At 59.2% G+C, this 24,062-nt stretch carries 18 protein-coding genes; 9 read left to right on the top strand and 9 right to left on the bottom strand.

Annotated elements, in window-relative coordinates:
• Positions 1-118 precede the first annotated feature (118 nt).
• A complete protein-coding gene (locus F8N44_RS13570) occupies positions 119-1,639 on the bottom strand; it encodes an aldehyde dehydrogenase family protein (protein WP_016984137.1) in 1,521 nt (506 codons plus the stop codon).
• Positions 1,640-1,940: 301 nt separating this feature from the next.
• Here F8N44_RS13570 and F8N44_RS13565 point away from each other — a divergent pair, with 301 nt between their 5' ends.
• The 4 genes from F8N44_RS13565 (at position 1,941) to F8N44_RS13550 (ending at position 6,680) form a co-directional block, all read left to right on the top strand.
• On the top strand, positions 1,941-3,854 hold the full coding sequence (locus F8N44_RS13565) for a sigma-54-dependent Fis family transcriptional regulator (protein ID WP_150650639.1): 1,914 nt from the start codon (positions 1,941-1,943) through the stop codon (positions 3,852-3,854).
• 570 nt (positions 3,855-4,424) lie between these two features.
• A complete protein-coding gene (mpl, locus tag F8N44_RS13560; protein WP_150650638.1) occupies positions 4,425-5,774 on the top strand; it encodes a UDP-N-acetylmuramate:L-alanyl-gamma-D-glutamyl-meso-diaminopimelate ligase in 1,350 nt (449 codons plus the stop codon).
• The gene (ubiX, locus tag F8N44_RS13555) at positions 5,771-6,403 is read left to right on the top strand and encodes a flavin prenyltransferase UbiX (RefSeq protein ID WP_095122104.1); all 633 of its coding nucleotides are present in this window, start codon (positions 5,771-5,773) and stop codon (positions 6,401-6,403) included. The genes mpl and ubiX overlap by 4 nt, the downstream gene beginning before the upstream one ends.
• Positions 6,396-6,680 carry a YceK/YidQ family lipoprotein gene (locus F8N44_RS13550; RefSeq protein ID WP_150650637.1) on the top strand — a complete coding sequence of 95 codons (285 nt, stop codon included), beginning with the start codon at positions 6,396-6,398 and terminating at the stop codon, positions 6,678-6,680. The genes ubiX and F8N44_RS13550 overlap by 8 nt, the downstream gene beginning before the upstream one ends.
• A gap of 87 nt (positions 6,681-6,767) precedes the next feature.
• Here F8N44_RS13550 and F8N44_RS13545 read toward each other — a convergent pair whose 3' ends face one another.
• The 3 genes from F8N44_RS13545 to F8N44_RS13535 all read right to left on the bottom strand — a co-directional run bounded on the left by F8N44_RS13545 (position 6,768) and on the right by F8N44_RS13535 (position 9,722).
• Positions 6,768-7,409 (bottom strand): oxidoreductase, encoded by a 642-nt coding sequence (locus F8N44_RS13545; RefSeq protein WP_034153753.1) that lies wholly within the window; start codon positions 7,407-7,409, stop codon positions 6,768-6,770.
• A 27-nt stretch (positions 7,410-7,436) separates the two neighbouring features.
• Positions 7,437-9,164 (bottom strand): C13 family peptidase, encoded by a 1,728-nt coding sequence (locus F8N44_RS13540; protein WP_150650636.1) that lies wholly within the window; start codon positions 9,162-9,164, stop codon positions 7,437-7,439.
• A 102-nt stretch (positions 9,165-9,266) separates the two neighbouring features.
• On the bottom strand, positions 9,267-9,722 hold the full coding sequence (locus F8N44_RS13535) for a MaoC family dehydratase (protein WP_007909575.1): 456 nt from the start codon (positions 9,720-9,722) through the stop codon (positions 9,267-9,269).
• 194 nt (positions 9,723-9,916) lie between these two features.
• Between F8N44_RS13535 and F8N44_RS13530 the strand changes: the two genes are divergently transcribed.
• The 5 genes from F8N44_RS13530 to F8N44_RS13510 all read left to right on the top strand — a co-directional run bounded on the left by F8N44_RS13530 (position 9,917) and on the right by F8N44_RS13510 (position 12,577).
• Positions 9,917-10,282, top strand: a complete 366-nt coding sequence (locus F8N44_RS13530; protein ID WP_150650635.1) for a CidA/LrgA family protein — start codon at positions 9,917-9,919, stop codon at positions 10,280-10,282.
• Entirely contained in the window at positions 10,282-10,998 is a 717-nt protein-coding gene (locus F8N44_RS13525; protein ID WP_053124192.1) for an LrgB family protein, read from the top strand. The genes F8N44_RS13530 and F8N44_RS13525 overlap by 1 nt, the downstream gene beginning before the upstream one ends.
• A gap of 10 nt (positions 10,999-11,008) precedes the next feature.
• A complete protein-coding gene (locus F8N44_RS13520; protein WP_150650634.1) occupies positions 11,009-11,599 on the top strand; it encodes an LON peptidase substrate-binding domain-containing protein in 591 nt (196 codons plus the stop codon).
• A gap of 115 nt (positions 11,600-11,714) precedes the next feature.
• The gene (locus tag F8N44_RS13515; protein WP_150650633.1) at positions 11,715-11,945 is read left to right on the top strand and encodes a hypothetical protein; all 231 of its coding nucleotides are present in this window, start codon (positions 11,715-11,717) and stop codon (positions 11,943-11,945) included.
• Positions 11,946-12,016: 71 nt separating this feature from the next.
• A complete protein-coding gene (locus F8N44_RS13510) occupies positions 12,017-12,577 on the top strand; it encodes a hypothetical protein (protein ID WP_150650632.1) in 561 nt (186 codons plus the stop codon).
• Between the two features lie 59 nt (positions 12,578-12,636).
• Here the strand turns inward: F8N44_RS13510 and F8N44_RS13505 are convergent, their stop codons facing one another.
• The 5 genes from F8N44_RS13505 to F8N44_RS13485 form a co-directional block, all read right to left on the bottom strand.
• Positions 12,637-14,397 (bottom strand): hypothetical protein, encoded by a 1,761-nt coding sequence (locus tag F8N44_RS13505; RefSeq protein WP_224794763.1) that lies wholly within the window; start codon positions 14,395-14,397, stop codon positions 12,637-12,639.
• 285 nt (positions 14,398-14,682) lie between these two features.
• Positions 14,683-16,656 carry a hypothetical protein gene (locus tag F8N44_RS13500; protein WP_150650630.1) on the bottom strand — a complete coding sequence of 658 codons (1,974 nt, stop codon included), beginning with the start codon at positions 16,654-16,656 and terminating at the stop codon, positions 14,683-14,685.
• Positions 16,657-16,765: 109 nt separating this feature from the next.
• A complete protein-coding gene (locus F8N44_RS13495; protein WP_150650629.1) occupies positions 16,766-20,239 on the bottom strand; it encodes a calcium-binding protein in 3,474 nt (1,157 codons plus the stop codon).
• A 51-nt stretch (positions 20,240-20,290) separates the two neighbouring features.
• A complete protein-coding gene (locus tag F8N44_RS13490) occupies positions 20,291-22,108 on the bottom strand; it encodes a hypothetical protein (protein WP_224794762.1) in 1,818 nt (605 codons plus the stop codon).
• A gap of 564 nt (positions 22,109-22,672) precedes the next feature.
• Positions 22,673-23,989 (bottom strand): bifunctional DedA family/phosphatase PAP2 family protein, encoded by a 1,317-nt coding sequence (locus F8N44_RS13485; protein WP_150650627.1) that lies wholly within the window; start codon positions 23,987-23,989, stop codon positions 22,673-22,675.
• Positions 23,990-24,062 lie beyond the last annotated feature (73 nt).

The raw sequence follows: 24,062 nt of genomic DNA, 5'->3' as shown, positions 1-24,062 counted from the left end.
CCACAGGTTTCTGTGGTAAGCCCAATATCGAGACCTTGTAGAGATCCCTGTGGGAGCGAGCTTGCTCGCGAAAGCGGTTGAACGGGCGACACAGAAATATCTGAGTCGCCCTCAGGTTTTAGAAGAAGCCCAACGGATTGATGTCGTAGCTCACCAGCAGGTTTTTGGTTTGCTGGTAGTGATCGAGCATCATCTTGTGGGTCTCACGCCCCACACCGGACTTCTTGTACCCGCCAAACGCAGCATGCGCCGGGTACAGGTGGTAGCAGTTGGTCCACACGCGACCGGCCTTGATCGCGCGGCCCATGCGGTAGGCGCGGTTGATGTCGCGGGTCCACAGGCCGGCGCCGAGGCCGAATTCGGTGTCGTTGGCGATCGCCAGGGCCTCGGCTTCGTCCTTGAACGTGGTGATGCTCACCACCGGGCCAAAGATTTCTTCCTGGAACACGCGCATCTTGTTGGTGCCCTTGAGCAGGGTCGGCTGGATGTAATAGCCGGTCGACAGATTGCCCTCGAGTTTTTCCACTTTGCCGCCGGTCAACAGCTCGGCGCCTTCGCCCTTGGCGATTTCCAGGTAAGAAAGGATCTTGTCGAATTGCTGCTCGGACGCCTGCGCGCCGACCATGGTGTCGGTGTCCAGCGGATCGCCGCGTTTGATTTGCAGGACTTTCTTCATGACGACGGCCATGAACTCGTCGTAGATCGATTCCTGCACCAGCGCGCGGGATGGGCAGGTGCACACTTCGCCCTGGTTGAAGAACGCCAGCACCAGACCTTCAGCGGCTTTCTCAATGAAGGTCGGCTCGGCCTGCATGATGTCTTCGAAGAAGATGTTCGGCGATTTGCCGCCCAGTTCCACAGTGGAAGGGATGATGTTTTCGGCCGCGCATTTCATGATGTGCGAGCCAACCGGGGTCGAGCCGGTGAAAGCGATTTTGGCGATGCGTTTGCTGGTCGCCAGCGCTTCGCCGGCTTCTTTGCCATAGCCCTGAACAATGTTCAGCACGCCGGGTGGCAGCAAATCACCGATCAGTTCCAGCAACACGGTAATGCCCAACGGGGTTTGCTCGGCCGGTTTGAGTACCACGCAGTTGCCTGCGGCGAGTGCCGGGGCGAGTTTCCACGCGGCCATCAGGATCGGGAAGTTCCACGGGATGATCTGGCCGACCACGCCCAGCGGTTCATGAATGTGATACGCCACGGTGTTGCCGTCGATTTCGGCAGCGCTGCCTTCCTGGGCGCGCAGGCAGCCAGCGAAGTAGCGGAAATGGTCGGCGGCCAGCGGGATGTCGGCGTTGAGGGTTTCGCGGATGGCTTTGCCGTTGTCCCAGGTTTCGGTGATCGCCAGCAGCTCGAGGTTCTGTTCGATGCGGTCGGCGATTTTCAGCAGGATCAGCGAGCGCGCCTGCACGGAGGTCGCGCCCCACGCGTCGGCAGCGGCGTGGGCGGCGTCCAGTGCCTTGTCGATGTCTTCGGCAGTGGAGCGGGGGAATTCGGCAATCGGCTGGCCATTCACTGGCGAGGTGTTGGTGAAGTACTGACCTTTGACAGGCGCGACGAACTCGCCGCCGATGTAGTTACCGTACTTGGCTTTGAACGAGACTTTGGCGCCTTCAGTACCGGGGTGAGCGTAACGCATGATGATGTTCTCCTTGGCTTTGTACTTATTAGAGAAACGCGCAAGTGCGCTTGCTATAAGCGTAGAGCAAAGGTCGGGCCACTGCCGTGCAGGGTAGGTAAATCAAGGGCTTGGCTGGTTTGTGTCGGACGAGCGGATTTTGCCTGTGACGGTTTCGGTACAGATGGGGTGACAGTTTGTACCGCTTTCGGTACAGCCCGTGACCGGACAGTCTTGCCAGCATTGCAATGCGTCGGTGGCTGGGGGATGCTGGGCGTCACCTCAGCATTGGGCCGTCGAGCCTCGGGGAGAACAATAAGAAATGCACGACAACCATTTGAGTCGCCATGCCCAACAGGTTCTCACTGCTACCCAGGGCAAACCGCACCTGCACGGCCCCGGTGCCGATCCTTCGATTGCCCGCTCGTGGCTGCGTTGCCTTGAGGATTACCATCTCGATCCCGCCTTGGCTATCGCGCCGACCGTGCTTGAACACGGCCGGGTCCTCGAAAGCCGCGAGCGTCTGCAACAGGTATTGCAGATCGCCGGCAATGAAATGAGCAGCCTGCACCAACAACTCTCCGGCGCCGGCCACGCGGTGCTGCTGACCGACGCGCGCGGAGTGATCCTCAACTGCGTCACCGCGCCCGCCGAACGCAAGATCTTCGAGCGCGCCGGCCTGTGGCTTGGGGCTGACTGGAGCGAGGCTTGCGAAGGCACCAACGGCATCGGCACTTGCCTGGTCGAACGTCAGGCGCTGACCATTCACCAGGATGAGCACTTTCGTGGTCGCCACACCGGCCTGACCTGCTCGGCGAGCCCGGTGTTCGATCCCCACGGCGAACTGCTCGCGGTGCTCGACGTGTCGTCGGCTCGCCATGATGTCTCGCGGCAGAGCCAGTTCCACACCATGGCGCTGGTCAATCTGTCGGCGAAGATGATCGAGAGCTGCTACTTCCTGCGTTGTTTCGATAACCAATGGTTGCTGCGTTTCCACCTGCAAGCCGAGTCCGTCGGGCTGTTCAGCGAGGGCTTGCTGGCGTTTGACGGGGAAGGGCGGATCAGCGCGGTCAACCAGAGTGCGCTGAACTTGCTCGGGCACATTCGTGGCGGTTTGCTGGGCAAACCGGTCGAGGCTTTTTTCGATTGCTCGCTGGATGAATTGCTCGGTCGCGCCAGCGCTCATGCCAGCGCCAGTTGGCCGCTGCGCACCCGCGATGGCCGGCATTTGTTTGCGGTGTTGCGCGGTGAGTCGCGCAAATCTCTACCGATCATGCCGGCCCCGGTTGTGGCCAAGGCGCAATCATTGTCGGGCATTTGCCTCGGTGATCAGGCGCTGCAGGCCGATTTCCGCAAAGCCCTGCGCGTGTTCGAGCGTGATGTGCCGCTGTTGATCAACGGCGAAACCGGTTCCGGCAAAGAAGCCTTCGCCAAGGCTGTGCATCACGCCAGCCAGCGCTCAAACAAAGCCTTCGTCGCCCTCAACTGCGCGGCCATCCCGGAAAGCCTGATCGAGAGCGAATTGTTCGGCTATCGCGGCGGCAGTTTTACCGGCGCGCGCAAGGACGGCATGCGCGGCAAGTTGCAGCAGGCGGATGGTGGCACGCTGTTTCTCGATGAGATTGGCGACATGCCGCTGGCCTTGCAGACGCGGTTGTTGCGGGTGCTGGAGGACCGGCAAGTGGTGCCGATCGGTGGCGAACCGGAAGCGGTCAATGTGCGAATCATCAGCGCCACCCACCGCAATCTGCTGGAGCGGGTCGCGGATGGGAGCTTCCGCGAGGATTTGTATTACCGGCTCAACGGCCTGGAAGTGGCGTTGCCGGCATTACGCGCCCGCAGTGATAAATCGCAGTTGCTGGATTTTCTGCTGGCCGAAGAGGCGGGCGGTGAAACCATCGTGATCGACGAGGCCGCGCGTCAGGCGTTGCTGGCGTTCAACTGGCCGGGCAATGTGCGGCAGTTGCGTAATGTTCTGCGCACGCTGGCGGCGTTATGCGATGAAGGGCGGATCGGGGTTGAGGACTTGCCGGTGATGATTCGGCAGGGGAGTGCGGCAGTATTAGCGGTTAAGGAATCCGATCATCCACTGGAAGACGCCGAAAGGTCGGCTCTGCTCAATGCGCTGGAGCAAACCCGCTGGCACATGACCCATACGGCGCAGCAACTGGGTGTCAGTCGCAATACTCTTTATAGAAAGCTGCGTAAACACGGGATTGAGCGGCGAGTCAGTTAGAAGGCCCTCACCCTAGCCCTCTCCCAGAGGGAGAGGGGACTGACCGCGGTGTTTTGGTGATTTACGCCGACCTGAGTTATCGAGCCGAACTCAGGATTTGAAAGCAACCGAGATCGGCTCCCTCTCCCGCCGAAAAGTGGACTGACCGAGTCGCTCTACTGATTTACGCCGACCTGAGGTGTCGAGCCGAACTCAGGATTTGAAAACGACCGAGATCGGCTCCCTCTCTCGCCGAAAAGTGGACTGGGCGAGCGCTCTACTGATTTACGCCGACCTGAGGTATCGAGCCGAACTCGGGATTTGAAAGCAACCGAGATCGGCTCCCTCTCCCGCCGAAAAGTGGACTGGGCGAGTGCTCTACTGATTTACGCCGACCTGAGTTATCGAGCCGAACTCGGGATTTGAAAGCGACCGAGATCGGCTCCCTCTCCCTCGGGAGAGGGCTGGGGTGAGGGGCTACAATCTGCAGCAGAATCGAGATGCTGCGGCCAACCAGTCCCGCCCCTCACCTAAAGAGTGCGATTTCCCCCTCCCTACGCTAACCTGCGGCCATGTTTTACGAGGTCGACTATGCACATTCATATTCTGGGTATCTGCGGGACTTTCATGGGCTCGATGGCGGTGTTGGCCAAAGAGCTGGGCCATCACGTGACCGGTTCCGACGCCAACGTCTATCCGCCGATGAGCACGCAGCTTGAAGCACAAGGCATTCAGCTGACGCAAGGTTACGATCCGGCGCAGCTCGATCCGGCACCGGATCTGGTGGTGATCGGCAACGCCATGTCCCGCGGCAACCCGGCGGTGGAATATGTCCTGAACAAAGGCCTGCCGTACGTCTCCGGCCCGCAGTGGCTGGCTGATCACGTGCTGCAAGGTCGCTGGGTCTTGGCGGTGGCTGGCACTCACGGTAAAACCACCACCAGCAGCATGCTCGCCTGGGTCCTGGAACACGCCGGCATGAGTCCGGGCTTCCTGATTGGCGGCGTGCCGCAGAACTTTTCGGTATCGGCACGTCTGGGCGGCACGCCGTTCTTCGTGATCGAGGCCGACGAATACGACAGCGCCTTCTTCGACAAGCGCTCGAAGTTTGTTCATTACCGCCCACGCACCGCGATCCTCAATAACCTTGAGTTCGATCACGCCGATATCTTCCCGGATCTGCCGGCGATCGAGCGGCAATTCCACCACTTGGTGCGCACCATTCCGAGTGAAGGCCTGGTCATCCACCCGACCACCGAGCCGGCCTTGCGACGTGTGATCGAAATGGGCTGCTGGACCCCGGTGCAAACCACCGGTGCCGGCGGTCAGTGGCAGGTCAAACTGCTCAGCGAAGACGGCTCAGCGTTCGAAGTGATGTTCGAAGGCGTGTCGCAAGGCACCGTCGAGTGGGAGCTGACCGGTCAGCACAACGTCGCCAACGCCTTGGCCGCTTTGGCGGCGGCGCGGCATGTTGGCGTGGTGCCGTCGATGGGCATCGCCGGGTTGAGTGCGTTCAAGAACGTCAAACGCCGCATGGAAAAAGTCGCCGAAGTCCGCGGCATTACCATTTACGACGACTTCGCCCACCACCCGACTGCGATTGCCACCACCCTCGACGGTTTGCGCAAACGCATCGGCGACGCTCCGCTGATCGCGATCATCGAACCGCGTTCCAACTCGATGAAGCTCGGCGCCCACCGTGACGGCTTGCCGGACAGCGTGGTCGATGCCGATCAGGTGATCTGGTACGCCCCGGCCAACCTCGGCTGGGACCTGGCCGGCACCGCCGCGCTGTGCACGGTGCCGTCGATTGTCAGCGATTCGCTGGAAGGCATTATCGAGCGCGTGAAGAGCCAGGCCCAGCCCGGCACTCACGTAGTGATCATGAGCAACGGCGGCTTCGGCGGCCTGCACGGCAAACTCGCCGAGGCGCTGGTATGAACAATGGCCCCGAACGCATCACGCTGGCGATGACCGGTGCCTCCGGCGCCCAGTACGGTCTGCGCCTGCTCGATTGTCTGGTGCGGGAAGATCGCGAGGTGCACTTCCTGATCTCCAAGGCTGCGCAACTGGTGATGGCCACCGAGACCGATGTCACGCTGCCGCCCAAGCCGCAAATGATGCAGGCCTTCCTCACCGAATATACCGGGGCTGCCGCCGGGCAGATCCGCGTGTACGGCAAGGAAGACTGGATGTCGCCGGTAGCCTCGGGGTCTGGCGCTCCTGCGGCGATGGTCGTGGTGCCGTGCTCCACGGGCACGTTGTCGGCGATTGCCACCGGCGCCTGCAACAACCTGATCGAACGCGCCGCCGATGTCACTTTGAAGGAGCGCCGTCAGTTGATTCTGGTGCCGCGTGAAGCGCCGTATTCGAGCATTCATCTGGAGCACATGCTCAAGCTGTCGAACATGGGCGTGACGATTCTGCCGGCCTCGCCGGGGTTCTATCACCAGCCGCAGACTATCGACGACCTGATCGATTTCGTGGTGGCGCGGATTCTCAATCTGCTCGGCATTCCTCAGGACATGCTGCCGCGTTGGGGTGAGCATCACCTGAGCAGCGATGAATAAGCTGCTGGTCATCGGGCTGGCGTTGTTGCTGAACGGGTGCGCCACGGCGCGCACGTTGGACGCGGCCAAGCCGGGGGCGCCAGTGGTGTACTCCGGGACGCGGCTGGACTTGTATGCGCTGAATGGCGGGTGCTGCGCGATGGATCGTTTCGGGGCTGAGGCGCCGAGCTATCCGGGTTTGGATCTGCCGGGCAGTGCGTTGTTGGATACGCTGTTGTTGCCGCTGTCGCTTCTTACCGTGATCGGCGTGAGTTTTCAGGCAACAGGCGGATTGTAAACATCAAAAGATCGCAGCCTTCGGCAGCTCCTACACGGGGTTCGACTTGAACTTGTAGGAGCTGCCGAAGGCTGCGATCTTTTGCTTTTATTTGCCCAGCTTGCGCAGCTCATCCGACTCGATCACCCGTACCCCGTCCTGCTCTTCCAGCGCCAACCGCCACATCGCCCGCGCCAATTGGCACGCCTCGATGCCACGATATTTACCGGGAATCAGCTTCGACAACGGCCCGGCCAATTGCTCGGCCAGACGCGGTTCTGTCCGTTCACCCAACAACAGCGAAGGTCGGCAAATGGTCAATTGCGGCCAGTCCTGCGCGCGCAGTGCCTGCTCCATTTCGCCTTTGACCCGATTGTAGAAAACCGACGACTTCGGATCGGCGCCGATCGCACTGATGACGATCAGATGCCGCGCGCCCATCTCCCGCGCACGTTTGGCAAACGCCACCACCATGTCCAGATCCACCGCGCGAAACGCCGCTTCCGATCCGGCCTGCTTGATCGTGGTGCCGAGACAGCAATAGGCGATATCGACGCGGCCACTGAGCTGCGGCAGAAACGCCTGCGGATCACCCACCGGGTTTTCCAGATGTGGATGTTCCGCCAATGGCCGACGCGAAGGGGCGAGCACGCGAGAAATCGTTGGCTCGTTGAGCAAACGGTCGAGTAGATGTTCACCGGTCAAACCGGTGGCTCCGGCAAGCAATACGTGCTGAGGCGTCAAGTACATAGTGTCTCTCCCTTGATACTGTTCAGCTTAGTTGCTCTTTGTCGCTCCGTCGTTCAACGCAGCACTTTGCAATGCTTTTCTGGCTTGCTGTTTGCGCAGCAGTTGCCAGTGCGACAGCACGGTTTTCGGCGCCCAGATCTGCGGCTCCGACGCTTCGAAATTGTCCGCCAGTTCACGCTCGGCGACGGTCGCCCTGGCCAGTTTGAAGGCCTGCTCCAGATCATCGGTCTGGTTCAGCGCCTGGGCGAACAGCGCGTCGCCGAAGTAAGTGAAATTGGCTTCTTCCGAGCAGCCGAAGGACACGCGATCGGCGCGCGAGGCGGTCATGATCAGCGTGCGTTCGTCTTTCAGGGCCGGGATGAAACCGCCGGAGTAGCACGAAGAAATCACGATGATCTTATCGCGATTCTTCAGCGGCGCGAGTACGGCAGCGAGTTCGTCGGCGGGCAGGTCGGCCAGTTCCATGCGCGGTTGGTCGAGCACCAGTTCGTGTTCGGCAGTGCCGTGGCTGGTCAGGTAGATGAACAGCAGGTCTTCCGGGCCGCTGCGTTCGGCGAGGGTTTGTGCGGCGCGGCGCAGGTTTTCGCGCGTGGCCATCGGTCGGTCGCCGAGGTGATCGCGGTGGTTGACCAGACGGATCTGACCATAGGCGCCGAAGCGCGTATGGAGCATATTGGCCACGTAGTCGGATTCGCGCAGAAATACGCTTTGCTTGCCGTCGCCACCGAGTGTCAGGGTGTACAGCTCGACCGCTGGAGTCGAAGCAGGGATGGCGGCCAAGGCGTCGTCGAGCAAGCGGCCCTGAGCGAGCAAGCCGAGTTCGAGGGTGTCAGGCAGCAATTTGCCATCGGCGTCGCGCACGCGCTGGCCGTTGATCCAGGTGCCGCTCATCACGCTGCCATCGGTCAGCACCAGGGTGCCGCGTCCGGCGTAGCTGTCGTTGTCGAAACCGCCGATGTAGAAGCTGCCATCGGACAGGTTCAAGCGGCCCTGACCGCTGAAGCGCCAGTCACTGAATGCGCCGATGTAATGGCTGCCATCAGCACCGATCAGTTCGCCCTTGCCGGTTAGCGCGCCTTCTTTGAACTGGCCGAGCCAGACATCGCCGTCAGCGTTTTCGTAGCGGCCCTTGCCGTGCAATTGATTGTTCTTGAAGCCGCCGACGTAGATATCGCCGTCAGCGCTGTTGAAGGTGCCGTTGCCTTCCAGTTGTCCGTTGACGAAATGCCCGCTGAACGTGTTGCCACTGGAGTCGCCACGCTGGCCTTCACCGTTGGGTTTGCCATGGGCGAACTGGCCTTGATAGGAGCTGCCGTCGTCCATTTCCAGCCGACCGAGCCCGGAATACTGGTCGGCCTTGAATTCGCCACGGTAGGTCATGGCGTTTTCTTTCAGGGTGCCTTCGCCTTCGCGGCGTCCCTGCTTGAAGCCGCCGGTGTAACTGCTGGCGTTGGTGGTCAGGCTGCCCTGGCCGTCGAACAACCCCTGCTGGAACTGGCCGCGATAGACCTCGCCATTGCTGCCGTGCCATTCGCCCTGACCATGCCACTGACCTTTGTCGAACTGGCCGGCGTACCAACTGCCGTTGGGGTAGTCGACACGGCCCTGACCTTGCAGCAAGCCATCGACCAGTTCACCGCGATAGCGACCGCCGTCGGGCAGGCGCGCATCCGGGGGCAGCAGCGATTCGCCGTCGCCGCACGCGGTGAGCATCAGGGTCAAGGCAAGGGGTGCAAGACGAGCAAATGAGCGCATAGCGGGATCCGGGCAATTAGGCGACCGAGTATGCCGCAGCTATGCGTGGCATATATAGAGACGTGACGCGAAACAGCGTGCGCTGCTTCGCATCCGGAACGTTTACACGAAGCAGAGCGACAGTGGCTCGGCGATATAGGCCGGTTTGTCCGAGCCTTCTATCTCCAGGGTTGCGGTGGCTTTGAGCAACCACTGGCCCGGTTTTTTCTCGGTCACTTCGCCCAGATCGACCTTCAGGCGGACTTTCGAGTTGACCTTCACTGGCTGGATGAAACGCACGCTATCCAGACCGTAGTTGACCACCATCTTCACGCCTTGCGGCAGGATCAGGATGTCTTCCATCAATTTCGGGATGAGCGACAACGACAGGAAACCGTGGGCAATCGTGCTGCCAAAAGGTGTTTGCGCGGCTTTGACCGGGTCGACGTGAATGAACTGATAATCACCGGTGGCTTCGGCGAACAGGTTGATGCGTTCCTGATCGATGGTGAGCCATTCGGAACGTCCGAGTTCCTTGCCGACATAATCTTTGAGCTCTGCAACTGGAACATAGGGCATTGAGACTCTCCTTGGGTTCATCGGTTTTATAGTTTTTCAGGTGGGGGGATTTGACCTCCCTGCGAACCACTGTAGATCATCATGGCGATTTGCTCCGGTCAACCGACCATGCTTTTGGCGAATGCCGATCCATAGCGCAGGCGTGCTTATAATGCGGACGACTTGCACAGTGGAAAGTAAGACGGAGATGTCGGATGTTGCTACGTGGCCTGACCCTGCTGGTGCTGTTTCAACTGCTCGGCACGGCGCTCAATCATTTGCTGTTGCCGGTGCTGCCGGGGCCGATCATCGGTCTGTTGCTGTTGCTCGTATTCCTGATCGTTCGCGGTGAAGTCGGCGAACCGCTGAACCTTGCGGCCGGCAGTCTGTTGCGTTATCTGCCGTTGCTGCTGGTGCCGCCCGCCGTTGGCGTGATGGTCTATGCCACAGCAATTGCCGCAGACTTCTGGGCAATTGTCGGCGCGCTGGTGCTGTCGCTGATTCTGTCGATGGCCTTCGCCGGCGTGCTGATGCAGCGTCTGGTCAAGCGTCACGCGCCGTCGTCACCGGAGGAGTCCTGATGCTTTTTGACTGGCAGGGCGCCTGGGCTTCGGTGATTCATCATCCGCTGTTCGGTATCGGCATCACCCTCGGTGCCTATCAACTGGTGCTGGCGGCGTTCGAGAAAACCCGCTGGATCTTTCTGCAACCGGTGCTGGTCTCCATGCTGTTGGTGATCGGCGTGCTGGTCGGCTGCGGCCTGACTTACGCCGAGTACCGCAAGAGCACCGAGATCCTCAGTATTCTGCTCGGGCCGGCAACGGTGGCGCTGGCGGTGCCGCTTTACTTGAATCTGCGACGCATCCGCCAATTGTTCTGGCCGATTTTTACTACGCTGGTGATAGGCGGGGTAGTCGCCACAGGCATGGGTGTGTTGCTGGGCTGGTGGTTCGGCGCCGAGCACATGATCCTGATGACTATGGCGCCGAAGTCGGTGACTTCACCGATCGCCATGCTGGTGGCCGAGCAGATCGGCGGCGTTGCGGCGCTGGCGGCGGTGTTCGTGTTGATCACCGGGGTGATCGGTGCGATCTTCGGCCCGGCGCTGCTGACCCGTCTCGGCGTGCATAGCCCCGAGGCGCGTGGCATGGCGCTGGGCATGACCGCGCATGCGGTCGGCACCTCGGTGGCGTTGCAGGAAAGTGATGAGTGCGGTGCCTTTGCGGCGCTGGCGATGAGTCTGATGGGCGTGGCCACGGCGGTGTTCCTGCCGTTGGCGGTGTCGATGGTGGTGTAAGGAAATGTCTATGAGTCTGCCGCTTTTCCCGCTGAACACAGTGCTGTTTCCCGGCTGCAACCTCGACTTGCAGATCTTCGAGGCACGCTATCTGGACATGATCGGCCGCTGCATGAAGCAGGGCGGTGGTTTCGGTGTGGTGTGCATTCTCCAGGGCAGCGAAGTCGGGCTGGCGCCGGAAGGGTATGCGCTGGTCGGCTGCGAAGCACGCATCACCGATTTCCAGCAGCAGGACAACGGCTTGTTGGGCATACGTGTGCAAGGCGGGCGGCGGTTCACTGTGTTGCGTACTGAAGTGCAGCGCGATCAATTGATTCTCGCCGATGTCGAGTGGCTGGATGACGAGCCCGAGCAACCGCTGCAAGACGAAGACGCTGATCTGGTGGCGCTGCTCAAGGCACTGGCCGAGCACCCGATGGTGGAAGCGCTGAACATGGGCACCGAGGCGCTGGGTCAGCAATCGCTGGCTAATCAACTGGCCTATCTGCTGCCGTTCGCCGAAGAAGACAAGATCGATCTGCTGCAGCTCGACGATCCCCAGCAGCGACTGGATGCGATCCAGGCATTGCTCGACGAGCTTCAGGGTGAGTTGTTTGCCTAGTTGCACTTTGAATCAACTCATGGCGACTGCCAGCATTGTTTTGCTTTTGTCTTTGTCTTAATTTCAAGTTGTCCGCAGGAAGCGGGCAACCTGAATAACAACAAGGATGAAAGACATGACTGTCTATGAAGATGAGTGGGCGTTTTGGGATGATATCGCCAGCAAGTATATTTTTAAATATGCCGGGGCGGATCATAACGAGACACACATTATTGAAGCCGCAACGGTTTATGCAGACCGGATGGTGATTGCCCGGCGTAAACGAAAATCAGAAAAAGTTCCTGTTGGCGAAGTCCCGCGGATGTCTGCGAGCGCCAAAACAGTAACGGCCGCGACCGCCATTTGATCCTTTCTTTTTCCAGCATGGCCTGCCGTTACAGTTTTAGTCACAGCAGGCGTTTGCACGTGGGCAACTGTATGTCTTTAACAGAAAAAACCAACCAAACATTCACCGCGCATCTTTATCTTGATGGTCGGCCAGTGGTGCTTAATCAACAACGTCTGCAACAGTCTCTTCGCGACCTGCGGATAACCAAAGGCGAAAAACTGGATGCCGAAGTGGGCCTGGCGGATTGGCGTGTCTCCAGTTTCATCACCCTGGCGGATCATGAGAATGACGCGCCACTGCTGTTGAAATTCGTCGCACAGGGTGACGAATATGCAATCAACCTTGTACTTGCGGGAGCATTCGACGGTGCGCGGTTATTCATAGAGGACAAGACGCATAACCTGTTGGCCAGTACCCATGCGCCAACACAGTCTTTTTCAATCAGCACACCTGCCGCGACGAGGGCTTCTCTGCGCCACCTCGAATCCGGGCCGGCCTATCTTGAATTGATCAGCGAGCCGAATGACCGGCCCTTGTATCGCAATGTGAGCAGTGGGATGAGCACCTTCCTGGATGCAGATCCTAATGTGACGGGGCATAACGCCTTCAATCAGAAACCGGCAAAATTCGTGATCAAGGTAATCAAATAGCGATCAGTCGCTGTTTCATAAAAGGCGCCATTCATTATCAATATGGATGGCGCCTTTCGTCAGGCTCGGTAATGTTCGGCCACCGGCCAGGTTATATCGTTGGAGTGGGTGTTTTTGCCTTTGGGCAACTTCAACACGATACCGCCGGAGTGGGCTATCTGGCTGATCAATCGGTCATAAGCAGTGGTTCCGAAAAAATAGCTGTCGCTCCCGTCGGTACCTGCCCATGTCGCCTTCTCTATCTGCTCGGCGTTGTCACCGGCCTGCCGCAAAATATCCCCGACTCTGGCCGCTTGGCTCAAGTCCGAACTCGCCAGCCAAATCCGCTCTGCACTGATACCTCGCGTCGGCATTGATATCCGGCCTTCCAGTTTGTCTCCGTCGAAATCCTTGTCGTTCAGGTAAATGTTTTCCACTCGCGGGACGACTTCGATACCACGGGTGTCGATGACATACAGGAAGCCAAGCGTTTGCTTGCGCCGTAGCAATGGGTAGTCGCGTGAGTCGTCCATTTCAAACGAGGTGTCAGACTCCTCAGCCGAATTGTGTCGATACCCGCTCGACGAATCGCTGTCGGAAAAATGCCCTGGATAGCGGTTGGCCTGGCTGTTGTAGTGCCGAGGGTTGGAGTAGTAATCAAATCCCATGTAGCTCAAAGCATTGGCCGCACCGAATGTCGCGCTGAAAGCCGATTTGGTCGTGGAGTCAGAAGGATTGCCCCGCAATTTTACCAAGCGTTTGTCCCGAGCCAGTTCGAAAGGCGTACGCAAATCGGCGCGGAACATCGCCGGAATGTCTATCCGATAAAGATAGTCATGCTTATTGCGTTTGTAGCCGGCGTGCTCCAGATAACTTTTCAGGAAGTTTTCTTCATAACGTTGTTCGACGGGATGTGAGTCGAAATCATGGTTCTCGCCTTCATTTCTCATTTTTAGAATGAATGGCTCCAGTTCTTCTGCAATCTGCTCAAAGCGTGAGTCGTCCAACGGATTCTGACTCAAGCGTTTGTGCTGTTCGGCCCAATCGGGGAACCGTCCATGTTCCATGTCTTGTCGCAGACGATTTTGCTGAGCCATGCTCAAGTTGTAGCTGCGCAGGATTTGCGCACGTTCAGTCTCGGATTTTTGTGGGTAAGACCATCTCGATGAGTCGATCAAAAATGTGTGAGTATCCGGCTCGTTGAAACGCGTAGCCCAGTCAGGTGCTTTTCCCAGGGCTTGTGCTTCGATTCGAAATACCAAGGCCTGCGCGCCCTCCAGGCGGTACATCTTCCAAATATCTCCATCGCTCCAATGCGCAAGTTTCAGCGGGACAGCTGTCTCTCCTCGTGCCTCACTCGGATCAACCCGAATCAAACGTCGATGCTCATCGGCAAAGGCGAAACCTGCGTCTCGTTGCACCACTTCGAATTCAGTCCACTTGCCATACGGGCCAGAGTGCTCAATCGCCCGGTGTTTGTGAACAGAGTAGTAGCCCTGAGCATCCGCGGTATGAGACGAGGCGAACTGCATGGGGTCGTAATATTCGATCGGCTTCTTCAGGCTCCAGACGTTACTGTCGGCCACACGATAGAGGGGAGGTCCCGAGGGAGTCAGCTCACTGGGTAACCTGGCCCGGTAGGCCTTGATCAAATCGTGGAACGCCACCATTACCGTCAGCCCGGCGGCGGATCCATCTTCGTTGGCGATGTCCGCGAATCTGCGACCCTTGTGCATCTTCAACCCGTCTACATCGTGGTGCAAAGACGCGTCGACACTCTGCAAATAAGGCTCCAGGGGCGACGTCGCTATACGAGTCCGGAGCGTCTGCGTTTCGGACATCTGTGTAATCGTTATGCCAGGCTCGACTCTCGCGCTGCTGCCGTGAGGGCCGTCGGGGTTTATGCCCGGCGGCTCGTTCGAGCCATCCGGCCTGACGCGGCCAGGCAAGCGGGAATCCAGGTCAATGGGCCGATCGTAGGACGCAGGACGAGAAACCGGGGGGGCGGGTGTATCGGTCGTTGGCGGTGGGCGCAGCGGCCCTGGTTTTTGGCGCATAAAGGTCACTCCATGTGGTTGGGTCAGCCATCCGTTGGCTCAGTTGTGTTGTCAGCGCACCGCGCGCAATCAAGACCGGTCATGCTCGGGAACCGGCCAGACGATGTCGTCGGCGAACGTCTTGTCGCCCTTGGGCAGCTCAAGTATCAGGCCGCCTGAACCGGCAATCTCGTCGATCAGGCTGTCATAGGCATTGCTGGCGAAGTTACCGGCCGCTCGACTGTCGGTGCCTGCCCAGGTGGCCTGTTCGAGGGCCGCGACACGGTCACCCGCCTGCTCCAGCACATCTTTGACCCGGGCGGCTCGCGTCAGGTCGGAGCGTACCAGCCAGATCCGCTCGGCACTGATGCCGCGTGTGGGGGTGGAGATATGCCCCTCCAGGTCGTCGAAGAGGAATTTTCCGTTAGCGGGGTTGAAGGCCTTGTTTTCCGCTCCCGGCACCACCTCCAGGCCTCGGGTATCTATGGCGTAGACAAATGACGTGGTTTGCTTGCGGCGTGTGGATTCATAACCTTTCGAATCATCGAAAACAAAAGAACTGTCAGAGTCGCCCTCGTCACCGGTTCGTTTACCCTCAGATACCGAGCTGCCCGAGTCGGAGGACTCGCCGGTCTGGCCTTTGGAACGCTGCGGATTCACCCCGGGAAAACGATTGGCCTGCGAGTTGTAATGCAGCTCGTGATAGAAACCGCCCTTGGTCGCCGCGTAGGCGGTGGCGTCATGCAGTCCGAATGTTGCACTTAACGCGCGCTTGTTCGTGGTGCCCGTGGGATTGCCTTTGCGGTACATCATCCGCCCGTCCCGGGCCAGTTCGAACGGTAACCGGGTTTCGCCGCGGAACATCGCCGGGATGTCGGTGCGGTACAGCATGTCGTGTTTGCTTCGCAGATAGCCGAGATGAGCGGCGTAGTCAGCTAGAAAAACATCGCTGTAGCGGGTGGCGGGCCAGTGATGGTCGAGAGCCAGCCCTTGGGATCTCAAATCTCGAACGTAGTGTTCCAGCTCTTCGCCGATCAGGTTGAAGCGCTGCACGTTGTTCGAGTCAAGCGTCAGGCGTTTATGCTGTTCAGCCCATTCGGGGATCTGGCCGTCACCCGACTCTGTGCGTAACCGGCAGAGTTGGTCCTTGGTCAGGTTATAGCTGCGCTGCAATTCCAGACGCTGGGCCAAAGACATTTGTGGATGCAGCCACTTCAATGAGTCGGCTACGAAGAGAGCGTCTTCGGTGTTCTGCACTCGAGGTGCCCATTCCGGCGCTTTGCCGGACGCTTGCGCGTGTGTGCGGAAGTCCGAAATCCGTACTTCATCCACAATGTACATGCGCTGGATGTCCTGATCCGACCATTGCGCAACAGCTGATCTCTTGTCCTTTGCTCGCGCGGGATCAATGGCAACCCAATGATGCTCCGGGTGCTTGATGGCATAACCGAGGATGGCAGCATCACTGCTCGATCCGAGGGCGCGGAACGCGTAGTAGCCATCAGCATCCGGTGTCTCTGAAAAGGCGTAGTCATCGCCGTTCAGCAAGGTGAGGTGTCGATCCAGACTCCACAGATTGCCCTGCGTGGTTCGATAGATCGGTGGGCCAGGTGCCAGGCGCCGAAACGACATCACCCGATACGCCTTGAGGTCTGCATCGTATTGCACGCAAACGTGGTGTCGGCCTTCAGTGCCTGGAGGGTGTACATCGACCCAGTCCTTGGCCAGATAACGCCGGATGCCGGATTCATTCGGCTCTGGAAGATCGCCAAAATACGGATGCGCAAAATCTTCCAGCGACGTTATCGAAAATGTTGGCGTATCTGCGCGAGATCTCGGCACAACGCTCACTTCGATGGGTGAGGTTTGTGGTCGAGAGCTGCCTGGCTCGTCCAGTCGAGGTCGCTTGGGTGAAGAAGGCGAATCGACCGGTAAATGGTCCGGAATGCTATCGGGGGCGGGGAGTATCGGGTTGTTTGCCGAACGATCCACAGGTAGCGATGCTGAGGTCGCCGGTGTGTCGACTGTCGGTGATTTGGGGCGTGGGCCCGGTTTTTGGCGCATGCATAAACTCCGTTTTTGCGAGTCAGCCTGTCCGTAGGCTGAAGTGAGCAGGTGCCCGTGTGGACGTCAGATCCACACGGGCACGTCGATGAAACCTGGCAGAGCGCGATCAGGTCTTGTTGCTTGGCATGATCAGGTCTTCGGATTTGATTCGCGCCTGTGGATCGGAGTCCAGGCCCCAGTACTTGCTCACTGAGTTGTAAACCACTGTGCCGATGGTTCCGGCCTTGACAGCAAGGTGGGTTACATGAACCCTCGCGGCCAGTTCGTTGCGCTGCTGATGCGCATTGATCTCGGCCAGCAGCGCTTCGATGCTGGTGTAGCCACGCGCATCGATCACGTAAAGCTGCAGCACTTCAAACAGCAGCGAAACCTCATAAATATTGCCGGCCGAAGTGGCCACGTTGATGGACTCCACGGGGACGTCGTCCTCGATATCGGGCAACTCGATCGTGACACTGGCGATGCGCAAGCGGTTGCCGTCCAGTTGTATGTCGTCGCGTGTGACGGTTTCTTTCATCGTGCGGGTGTACAGGGTCCAGGTCGAAGCATCGGCGGTTTTGGCCTCAGCGCCTGGCGTCGAAAGGCGAATGATCGTGTTGCTGGCAAGATGTACGTCGTAAGTCGAACTCTGGCCCTCAAGCACATAAATGCCGGTGTGCGAACCGGTGTCGATCGTAATGCGGCTGGGCTCTGCTGTTATCAGCGGCTTCACGCTGGCCAACGGTCTGACAAACCGATAATTGCCATTGCGTCGCTTGAGGACACTGCGGGTGCTGCGTACGCGGATGCCAGGGTTTTTCACATCCTCTTCATAGTCCATTTCCGGGACTTGCAACCGGTACGAAACCTGATCCTGCATGATCAGCACGACGTTATGCCGTAAGCGTGGCGTGGTGACTTTCAAGCTGTTCCTGCCGCTGTAACCCGTGGCCGCCGAGATGGGCTGAACGACGCCTTTGAAGGTCAGGACTTTCGACGGCAGCAGAACAGACAGGTTGATGTCCTGATAGTACAGATGAGTATTGCCCGACACGCCTTTACGCGCTTGAACTTCATAGGTGAGCAATACGTCGACAATGTCGGCGTCGTTGAACTCCAGATAAACGGAGCGGGATGTCTCGGGTGTATTGGACTTGGCGACAAACGTCACTAGGCGGTCCGTGCGCGACACGAAATGTCGCTTCAAACCTTGCTCTGCTATCTCGACCGTGCCGCCGTTGACGATCTGCGGCGCCGCTGCCGGTTGGCCAATCACGACCACGGCGGGCTCGATATCCTGAAGCGCAACCTCACCCGGCTGCTGAGGTAGCTGAACCAGCAACTCGTAACCGTCTTGGGTCTTGAAGCGCAATCGATCATTTTTCAGCTGGCGATTGCCATCGACCCACTGGTAGACATTTTCCAGCGTGAGTACGTGCTCGGGGTCGATGCCATCCTCGCCGCGCAATGAGCTGACCACCAGCGAAGTGCCGACGATCTGCCAGCGCTGGATGACGTCCGCCGGCCAGCCGAACTCGATCAGGCTCGACTGTTCGCCGTCTTCGATAATGGTTGTGCGAGCGTTGCTGCTGGCGATGTAATAACGATCCGCGCCGCTGCCACCTTCGACCCGACAGTCCAGTCCATAGAGGGCAATCGTGTCATCGCCGCCGCCAGCATTGATGCGGTCGTAGCCATTGGCGGAAATCTGGTTGGCCTCATCGTTTCCGCTGACACGGCTGGTGCCTTTGCGCAGTGTCGAGACGTTTTCGATCGAGGTGAGTTGTGCGACCTCAACAGCATCGACGTCAGGATCAAGGCCTCGCAACGCCACTCTGCCGCTGTGCAGGTCGATATTGTGGCCGATGTGCCGAGTGTCGCTGAGCGGTCGGCTGCCTTCGAAAGCCAGTGTGTCGGCACCGGCGCCGCCATCCAGCACATTGAGGTGCGCCGGTTTGCTGATGCGGTTCAACTCCTGTTCGGTGATGTCCTGATAAAACGCATCGTTCCGGTCACCCCCGGTCAGTGCCTTGTGATCCGCGCGATAGGTAAACAGATTTGGCTTGTCCCGGACGCCGATGACCCGGTCATTACCGTCACCCAGGCGCCAGAAAATGCCTTTGTCGTCACCGGCACTGCCCGATACTTTGCCTTTGAGGCTGGCGGGCAGACCGTTGCCGGCATCGATCACGTCGTCACCCGCGACAACGACTGCCTGGTTGTCGAGCTTGAACGGCTGTTGGCCGGCGCTTTCGTCCCATTGGTAACGCCAGATTTCAACGGGCTTCAATTCAACCTGAAAGGCACCGTTGATCACGTGTTCAATGGAGTGCTTGTAGGCGCCCTCCAGCATATCCCTGGCCGACAATTCGAGCTGCTGCTGGTGGTCACGATAGCCCTTGGAAAGCTTGAAGCGATCCAGTACGTCCTGGTCCAGTTCCTGGTAGGTGAAGGCGAACCAGCCGGAGCGCAGGCGTTCTTCAAAGGTGAGTTCGATGTAGTCATCAATGTCGTCCACCACTCGGGCGGCCTGGTAGATCATCGAAGCGGCGATGAGCAATCCGGCGGCGACGAGCCCGACCGGCCCGGCGACGCTGCCAAAACCAGCCAGCGCAGCAACGCCCAGCACCAGGCTGATGCCCGCACCCGCTACGCTCAGACCGCCACTGACGTAGTGATCCTGGGCCTCTTTGCCCTGCGCTGCGGCGGCGGCATTGAACGATTTGATCGCATCGGTGATGTCGAAGGGCAGGGTGATTGCGCTGGCGAACATCCCGGCGCCGCGGCTCATGTATTTGCCTACCGATGTCAGCGGAAAGTACTTCAGCGCAGTGCCGCCATTCCTGAGCATGGCCTCGCCGGTCTTGGTCAGTCCCCGCTCGATGATCAACGAGCCAAATTCAGCGGCGATCGAGCCGCCCTGGAAAACCGCTTCCAGGGTGTCGCCTTGTTTGATCGCATCGATCATCGCCTTGTAGCCGCTGTAGATGCCAAATGCCTGCATGCCGACGCCCGCGCCGCTCATCAAATAGCTTTTGTTTTTGCTGACCCAGCCCGGCGCATTTTCCAGCGCGTCGGCGCGATGGATATCCAGCTTTTGCGCAGCCTTGCCCAACTGATTCAGGCGATCCACTGCACTGCCGGAGGCGATGGTTGCATCAGCGACGAAGAGCGCCCCGGCGTCGACCGAACGCTTGCAGGCGATCTCGTAGAACAACATCGCCGCTACATTGCTGTCGGGCGTGTCCACGGACATCAAGCGCGCCTGCACCCGGTCTGCGTCGAAATTGAGCCCGTCGAGAAAGGTTTGATCCACGCGCTGCATGCCGGCATTCGCCGGACTGATGGGCTGGCCATGAACGGTCGCGCCCAAGGCCAGGAGTTCTACACGGCTGGTGAGCATTTCACCGATGCGCAGAGGGCCGAAATGTTTGTCGAGGGATTTCAGCGTGCGTCGATAGGGGGCGTCAGCATCGTCCGCCGACGTAGCGCTATTGAGCGTGCCCGCCTGCGGTGCATGGGGGTTGGCCGAGGCGCTGACGGGAATGACCTGAACGGGGCTGATAGTGGGTATTTGTGGTGGAGCGATAATTTTTGACATGACATTAATCCGTTAATGAAAGCGCAGGGCCGGTGTCCGTACCGGTGTGTGTTACTGATTTTGAGGCGTCGGCTTTGCCGGCTCAGGCCACTTGATGTCGTAGGCGAATTCATCGCCTCTGCCCGACAGCCTGAGCACGGGTTTGCCGGCGGCCTCGGCTTTATCGATCAATAGGTCGTACTCGAATCTGTTCCGGTGTCCGGCGTGGGTGGCGGCCTCGATGCGCTCAGCACTTGCGCCGGCCAGGTCGTTGAGGTCGTCGATCTTCACCGCTTTGTTCAGGGCAGAATTGAGCAGCCAGATACGCTCGGCATCCAGTCCACTGCGGCTGACCGATATCAACCCTTCGAAGTCATCGTCGGGAAACCAGGTGCGGGGTGTGTCACGGGCCGTTGAATTGAAGCTCATGTTTTCTTCATGAGGCACCACTTCCAAATGTCGGGTGTCGAGCACATAAAGGAACATTTCCTTCTGGCGTGTGCGGGTTGATTCATAGTCGCGATCGTGATCCCACGGCACCGTGCTTGCGGCATCGGACCATTCGGATGATGTGGTGCTTTCTGTGTCACTGGCATCGCTGCCCGAGGCGCTATCGTCAGCATCCCGGCCCGGGTATTTGTTGGTCTGACTGTTGAAGCGCAAGTACTCGGGGTCGGGCTCTCTTGCGTACATTTTTCCTTCATTGAGGCTGAAGGTCGCGCTCATCGGTTTTTGAGTGGTTGCACCGGGTGCGTGGTGATAGCGCGGCAGCATGAAGCCATCATTGGCGAGTTCGAACGGTGTGCGTTCATCGCCACGGAACAACCCCGGAATGTCCATCCGGTACAGGCAATTGTTCTCGTTGCGCAGATAGCCGAGTTTGTTCAGCAGCGTTTCGCGTACTGGCTCGGTCATGCTGGTTTCGGGGCTGTACCAGTCATGCCGGGCATCGCGCTTGAGGTTGAGTTCCTCGACAGCATCCCGGCTCAGTTGCTCAAAACGCTGCGGATTGTCGATGTCGTCGATCAGGCGTTTGTGTGCTTGCGCCCATTGCGGCATGGTCAGTTCGGTCTTCAGGTCCTGTTGCAAGCGGGTCAACTGGCTGGGCAGCAGGTTGTAGGACTGCAGGAATGCCTGGCGCTGGGTGAGGTTCAAGCCCGGGTGCAGCCAGCGCAGGGTATCGCGCAGCAAGTCACGGTGCGGGTTCGTGACTTTCGGAACCGCCCATTGCGGACTCTTGCCGCTGGCATGGGCGTCGGTGCGAAAACGCAAGAGATCCTCGCCATGGATGTCATACATCTGCCAGATCTCGTGATCGGTCCAGTGCTTCAAGAGCGTGGGCTGGGCACCGAAACCGCCGGCCGGGGGATCGACCGGAATCCATTTGCCGAAGGGGTCCCGGAAGGCAAATTGCGTGATGGCTTTATTCGACCCGAATGCAGGTGCCATTTCGTAATAGCCTTGGGCATCCGGCGAACGGGATGATGGCCTGTACATATTCCAGTCGAGGGGGGCGGGGCGGGGCCGTTTTGCGACGGGGGCGGTTCCGGGCTGATCGCTGACGGGCGACGCAGGTCGTTTCGTCGAGGCCATGGTGGGCGCCGGATGCTCCGTCAGGCGCCAGGTCAATCGGCCTTCATTCCGGAAAAGCGCTGGCCCGGACGCCGATCGCTCGGTGACCAGCTTGCAGCGATAAACCCCGGCGGCATCCTGACCGACATGGGTGGTGCGCAAGCCTCCTTCATATTCGACGTCGACAAACCGGCGGCCGACGATCCAGCGAAAACCGTCATCTTCCGCCGATTTCATGCCGCGCAGGAAGTCGTCACGCAGCCAGTAAGTGTCCGGCGAATTGTCGCTTGCGAGTCGGCCAGGCGTTTTAGTCTGCATGGGTTGGATAACGACGGCAGGCGGGGTGTTATCCAGAATAGGGCGACCGCCAGCGGTGTGGACGGGGTCTTGGCCACTCGGTAAACCCGGTAAGCGGAAAATGGAAGGCCCGTCTGTAGCGAAGGGTGTATCGATTCGCAGGGGCGGGAATGTGCTCGAGTCAGGTTGTTGCGTTGAAGGCAGGGGCGGTTTGCGCGGTATCTTTGGACTCATGGAGTACTCGAAATCAGTTGATGTATTGAAACCCTCGCTTCGTCAGTTGAATTGATTGTCGGGCAGCCAAGTGCAAGCAGTCTCACTTTGCGGGGTGAGAATTTGCCGAAGGGTTTCAAATGTGTGGATTCAATCTAACTGGTTTTTCAAGTTATGGAAGACGTTGTTGTGGCGGTTTGCAGGTGATGTGTAACTTCTATTGTTTTTGGTTTTAAGTGTAGGAAGTTGCAGTTTCGTAAATAGGAAGTTTCAACTTGGGCGAGTAAGTTTTGATAAGGGAACAGCGCTGCTCATGTCGGACATTTCCGAAAAGAGCAGCGCGAAGGGAATAAGGCTTGTGTATTGCCTCATTTAATAGGCGTAACGCAGCAGCGTATGAGGCAGATGCCGCAGGACGAAAAAGCCAAACAGCGCCAGCATGGCCGGCAGGATCAACCACCAGATCTTGAACGGCATGGGGTTGAGCGGGGTTTTGCGCTGACTCAGCCACAGAGCGGCTGCGCAGACACAGGCGGCGAGCATGGCACCGGCCAATACGTCGGTTGGCCAATGAGCGCCCAGATAGACCCGCGACAGTGCGATGGAGAGGGCCGGAATACAGGCGATCAGCAACCAGGTCAGGCGCATGCGTGGCGGCTGGCCACGGCCGGCCAGCACCGCCAGGGTCAGAAATAACGCAAATGAACCTGAAGCGTGGCCGCTGGGCATGCTGTAGGTGGTCAGTGGGTCGGTCAGCACCTCCGGGCGCACCCGGGCGAAGAAGTACTTGGTCCCGGTATTGGCCAGCGCTGTAACCAGTAGCGCGCCGCCGACGAAGATCGCCTGGCGCCATTGCCGGCACAGCAGCAACAGCCCGGTCAGCAGAACACTGAACAGCAGCATGTTGCGGAATTCGCCGATCAGGGTCAGCGTGACCGCGATTTCATCCAGCACCGGTTGGCGATGCTCCTGCACCAGTGTCATTACACCTTGATCGAGAGCTGTCAGGTACGGATAGCCGATGAACAGACCGATCAGTATCAACAGGCTCATGCTGCTGATCCAGATCGTCGCGCGGCGGTGCCGGCGCAGACTGCTGTTCACGCTGAGGCCGACCATCACGGCGATGCTGCCGGCGACTATGCCGGCTTCCAGCCAGAACCCTTCTGGCAATGGCAGGCGGAAGGCCGCGCCGGTGGCCCAGCCCGGCAGCAGGTAGGCCAGACTCCAGCCAGCGGCGGCCAACAGACTGACAGCGGCGAAACGCGGGAAGGGCATGTCGCACATGCCGGCGACCATGGGCAGCATCGGCCGCAACGGCCCGATAAAGCGGCCGACCAACAGGCTGGCAATGCCGTAGCGCTGGAAGTACGACTCGGCGCCGGCCATCCACTCCGGATGATGGCGAAGCCCCGGCAGGCGGCGGATGTTCTGGTGGAAATGGCGGCCGAGGAAATACGAAACGGCATCGCCGAGAATCCCGCCGAGAAAACCCAACAGCAACGTTTCGCTCAACGACAGTGCGCCGCTGCCGGCGAGGACGGCGACGGCAAACAGCAGCACGGTGCCTGGCACGATCAAACCGGCAATCGCCAGGCATTCGACAAAGGCAACAATGAACACCGCAGCAGCCAGCCACTGTGGGTTGGCTGCCAGCCAGCCGGTCACACTATCGAGCCATGGGCCCATACAGAAAAACTCCAAACCGTTGATGATTCCTATGCAGGAGCTGCCGAAGCGATCTTTTGATATTGATCCTTAA

This window comes from Pseudomonas fluorescens (assembly GCF_902497745.1).
Lineage (GTDB): Bacteria > Pseudomonadota > Gammaproteobacteria > Pseudomonadales > Pseudomonadaceae > Aquipseudomonas > Aquipseudomonas fluorescens_BM.
This window is presented reverse-complemented; position numbering and strand designations above follow the sequence as displayed.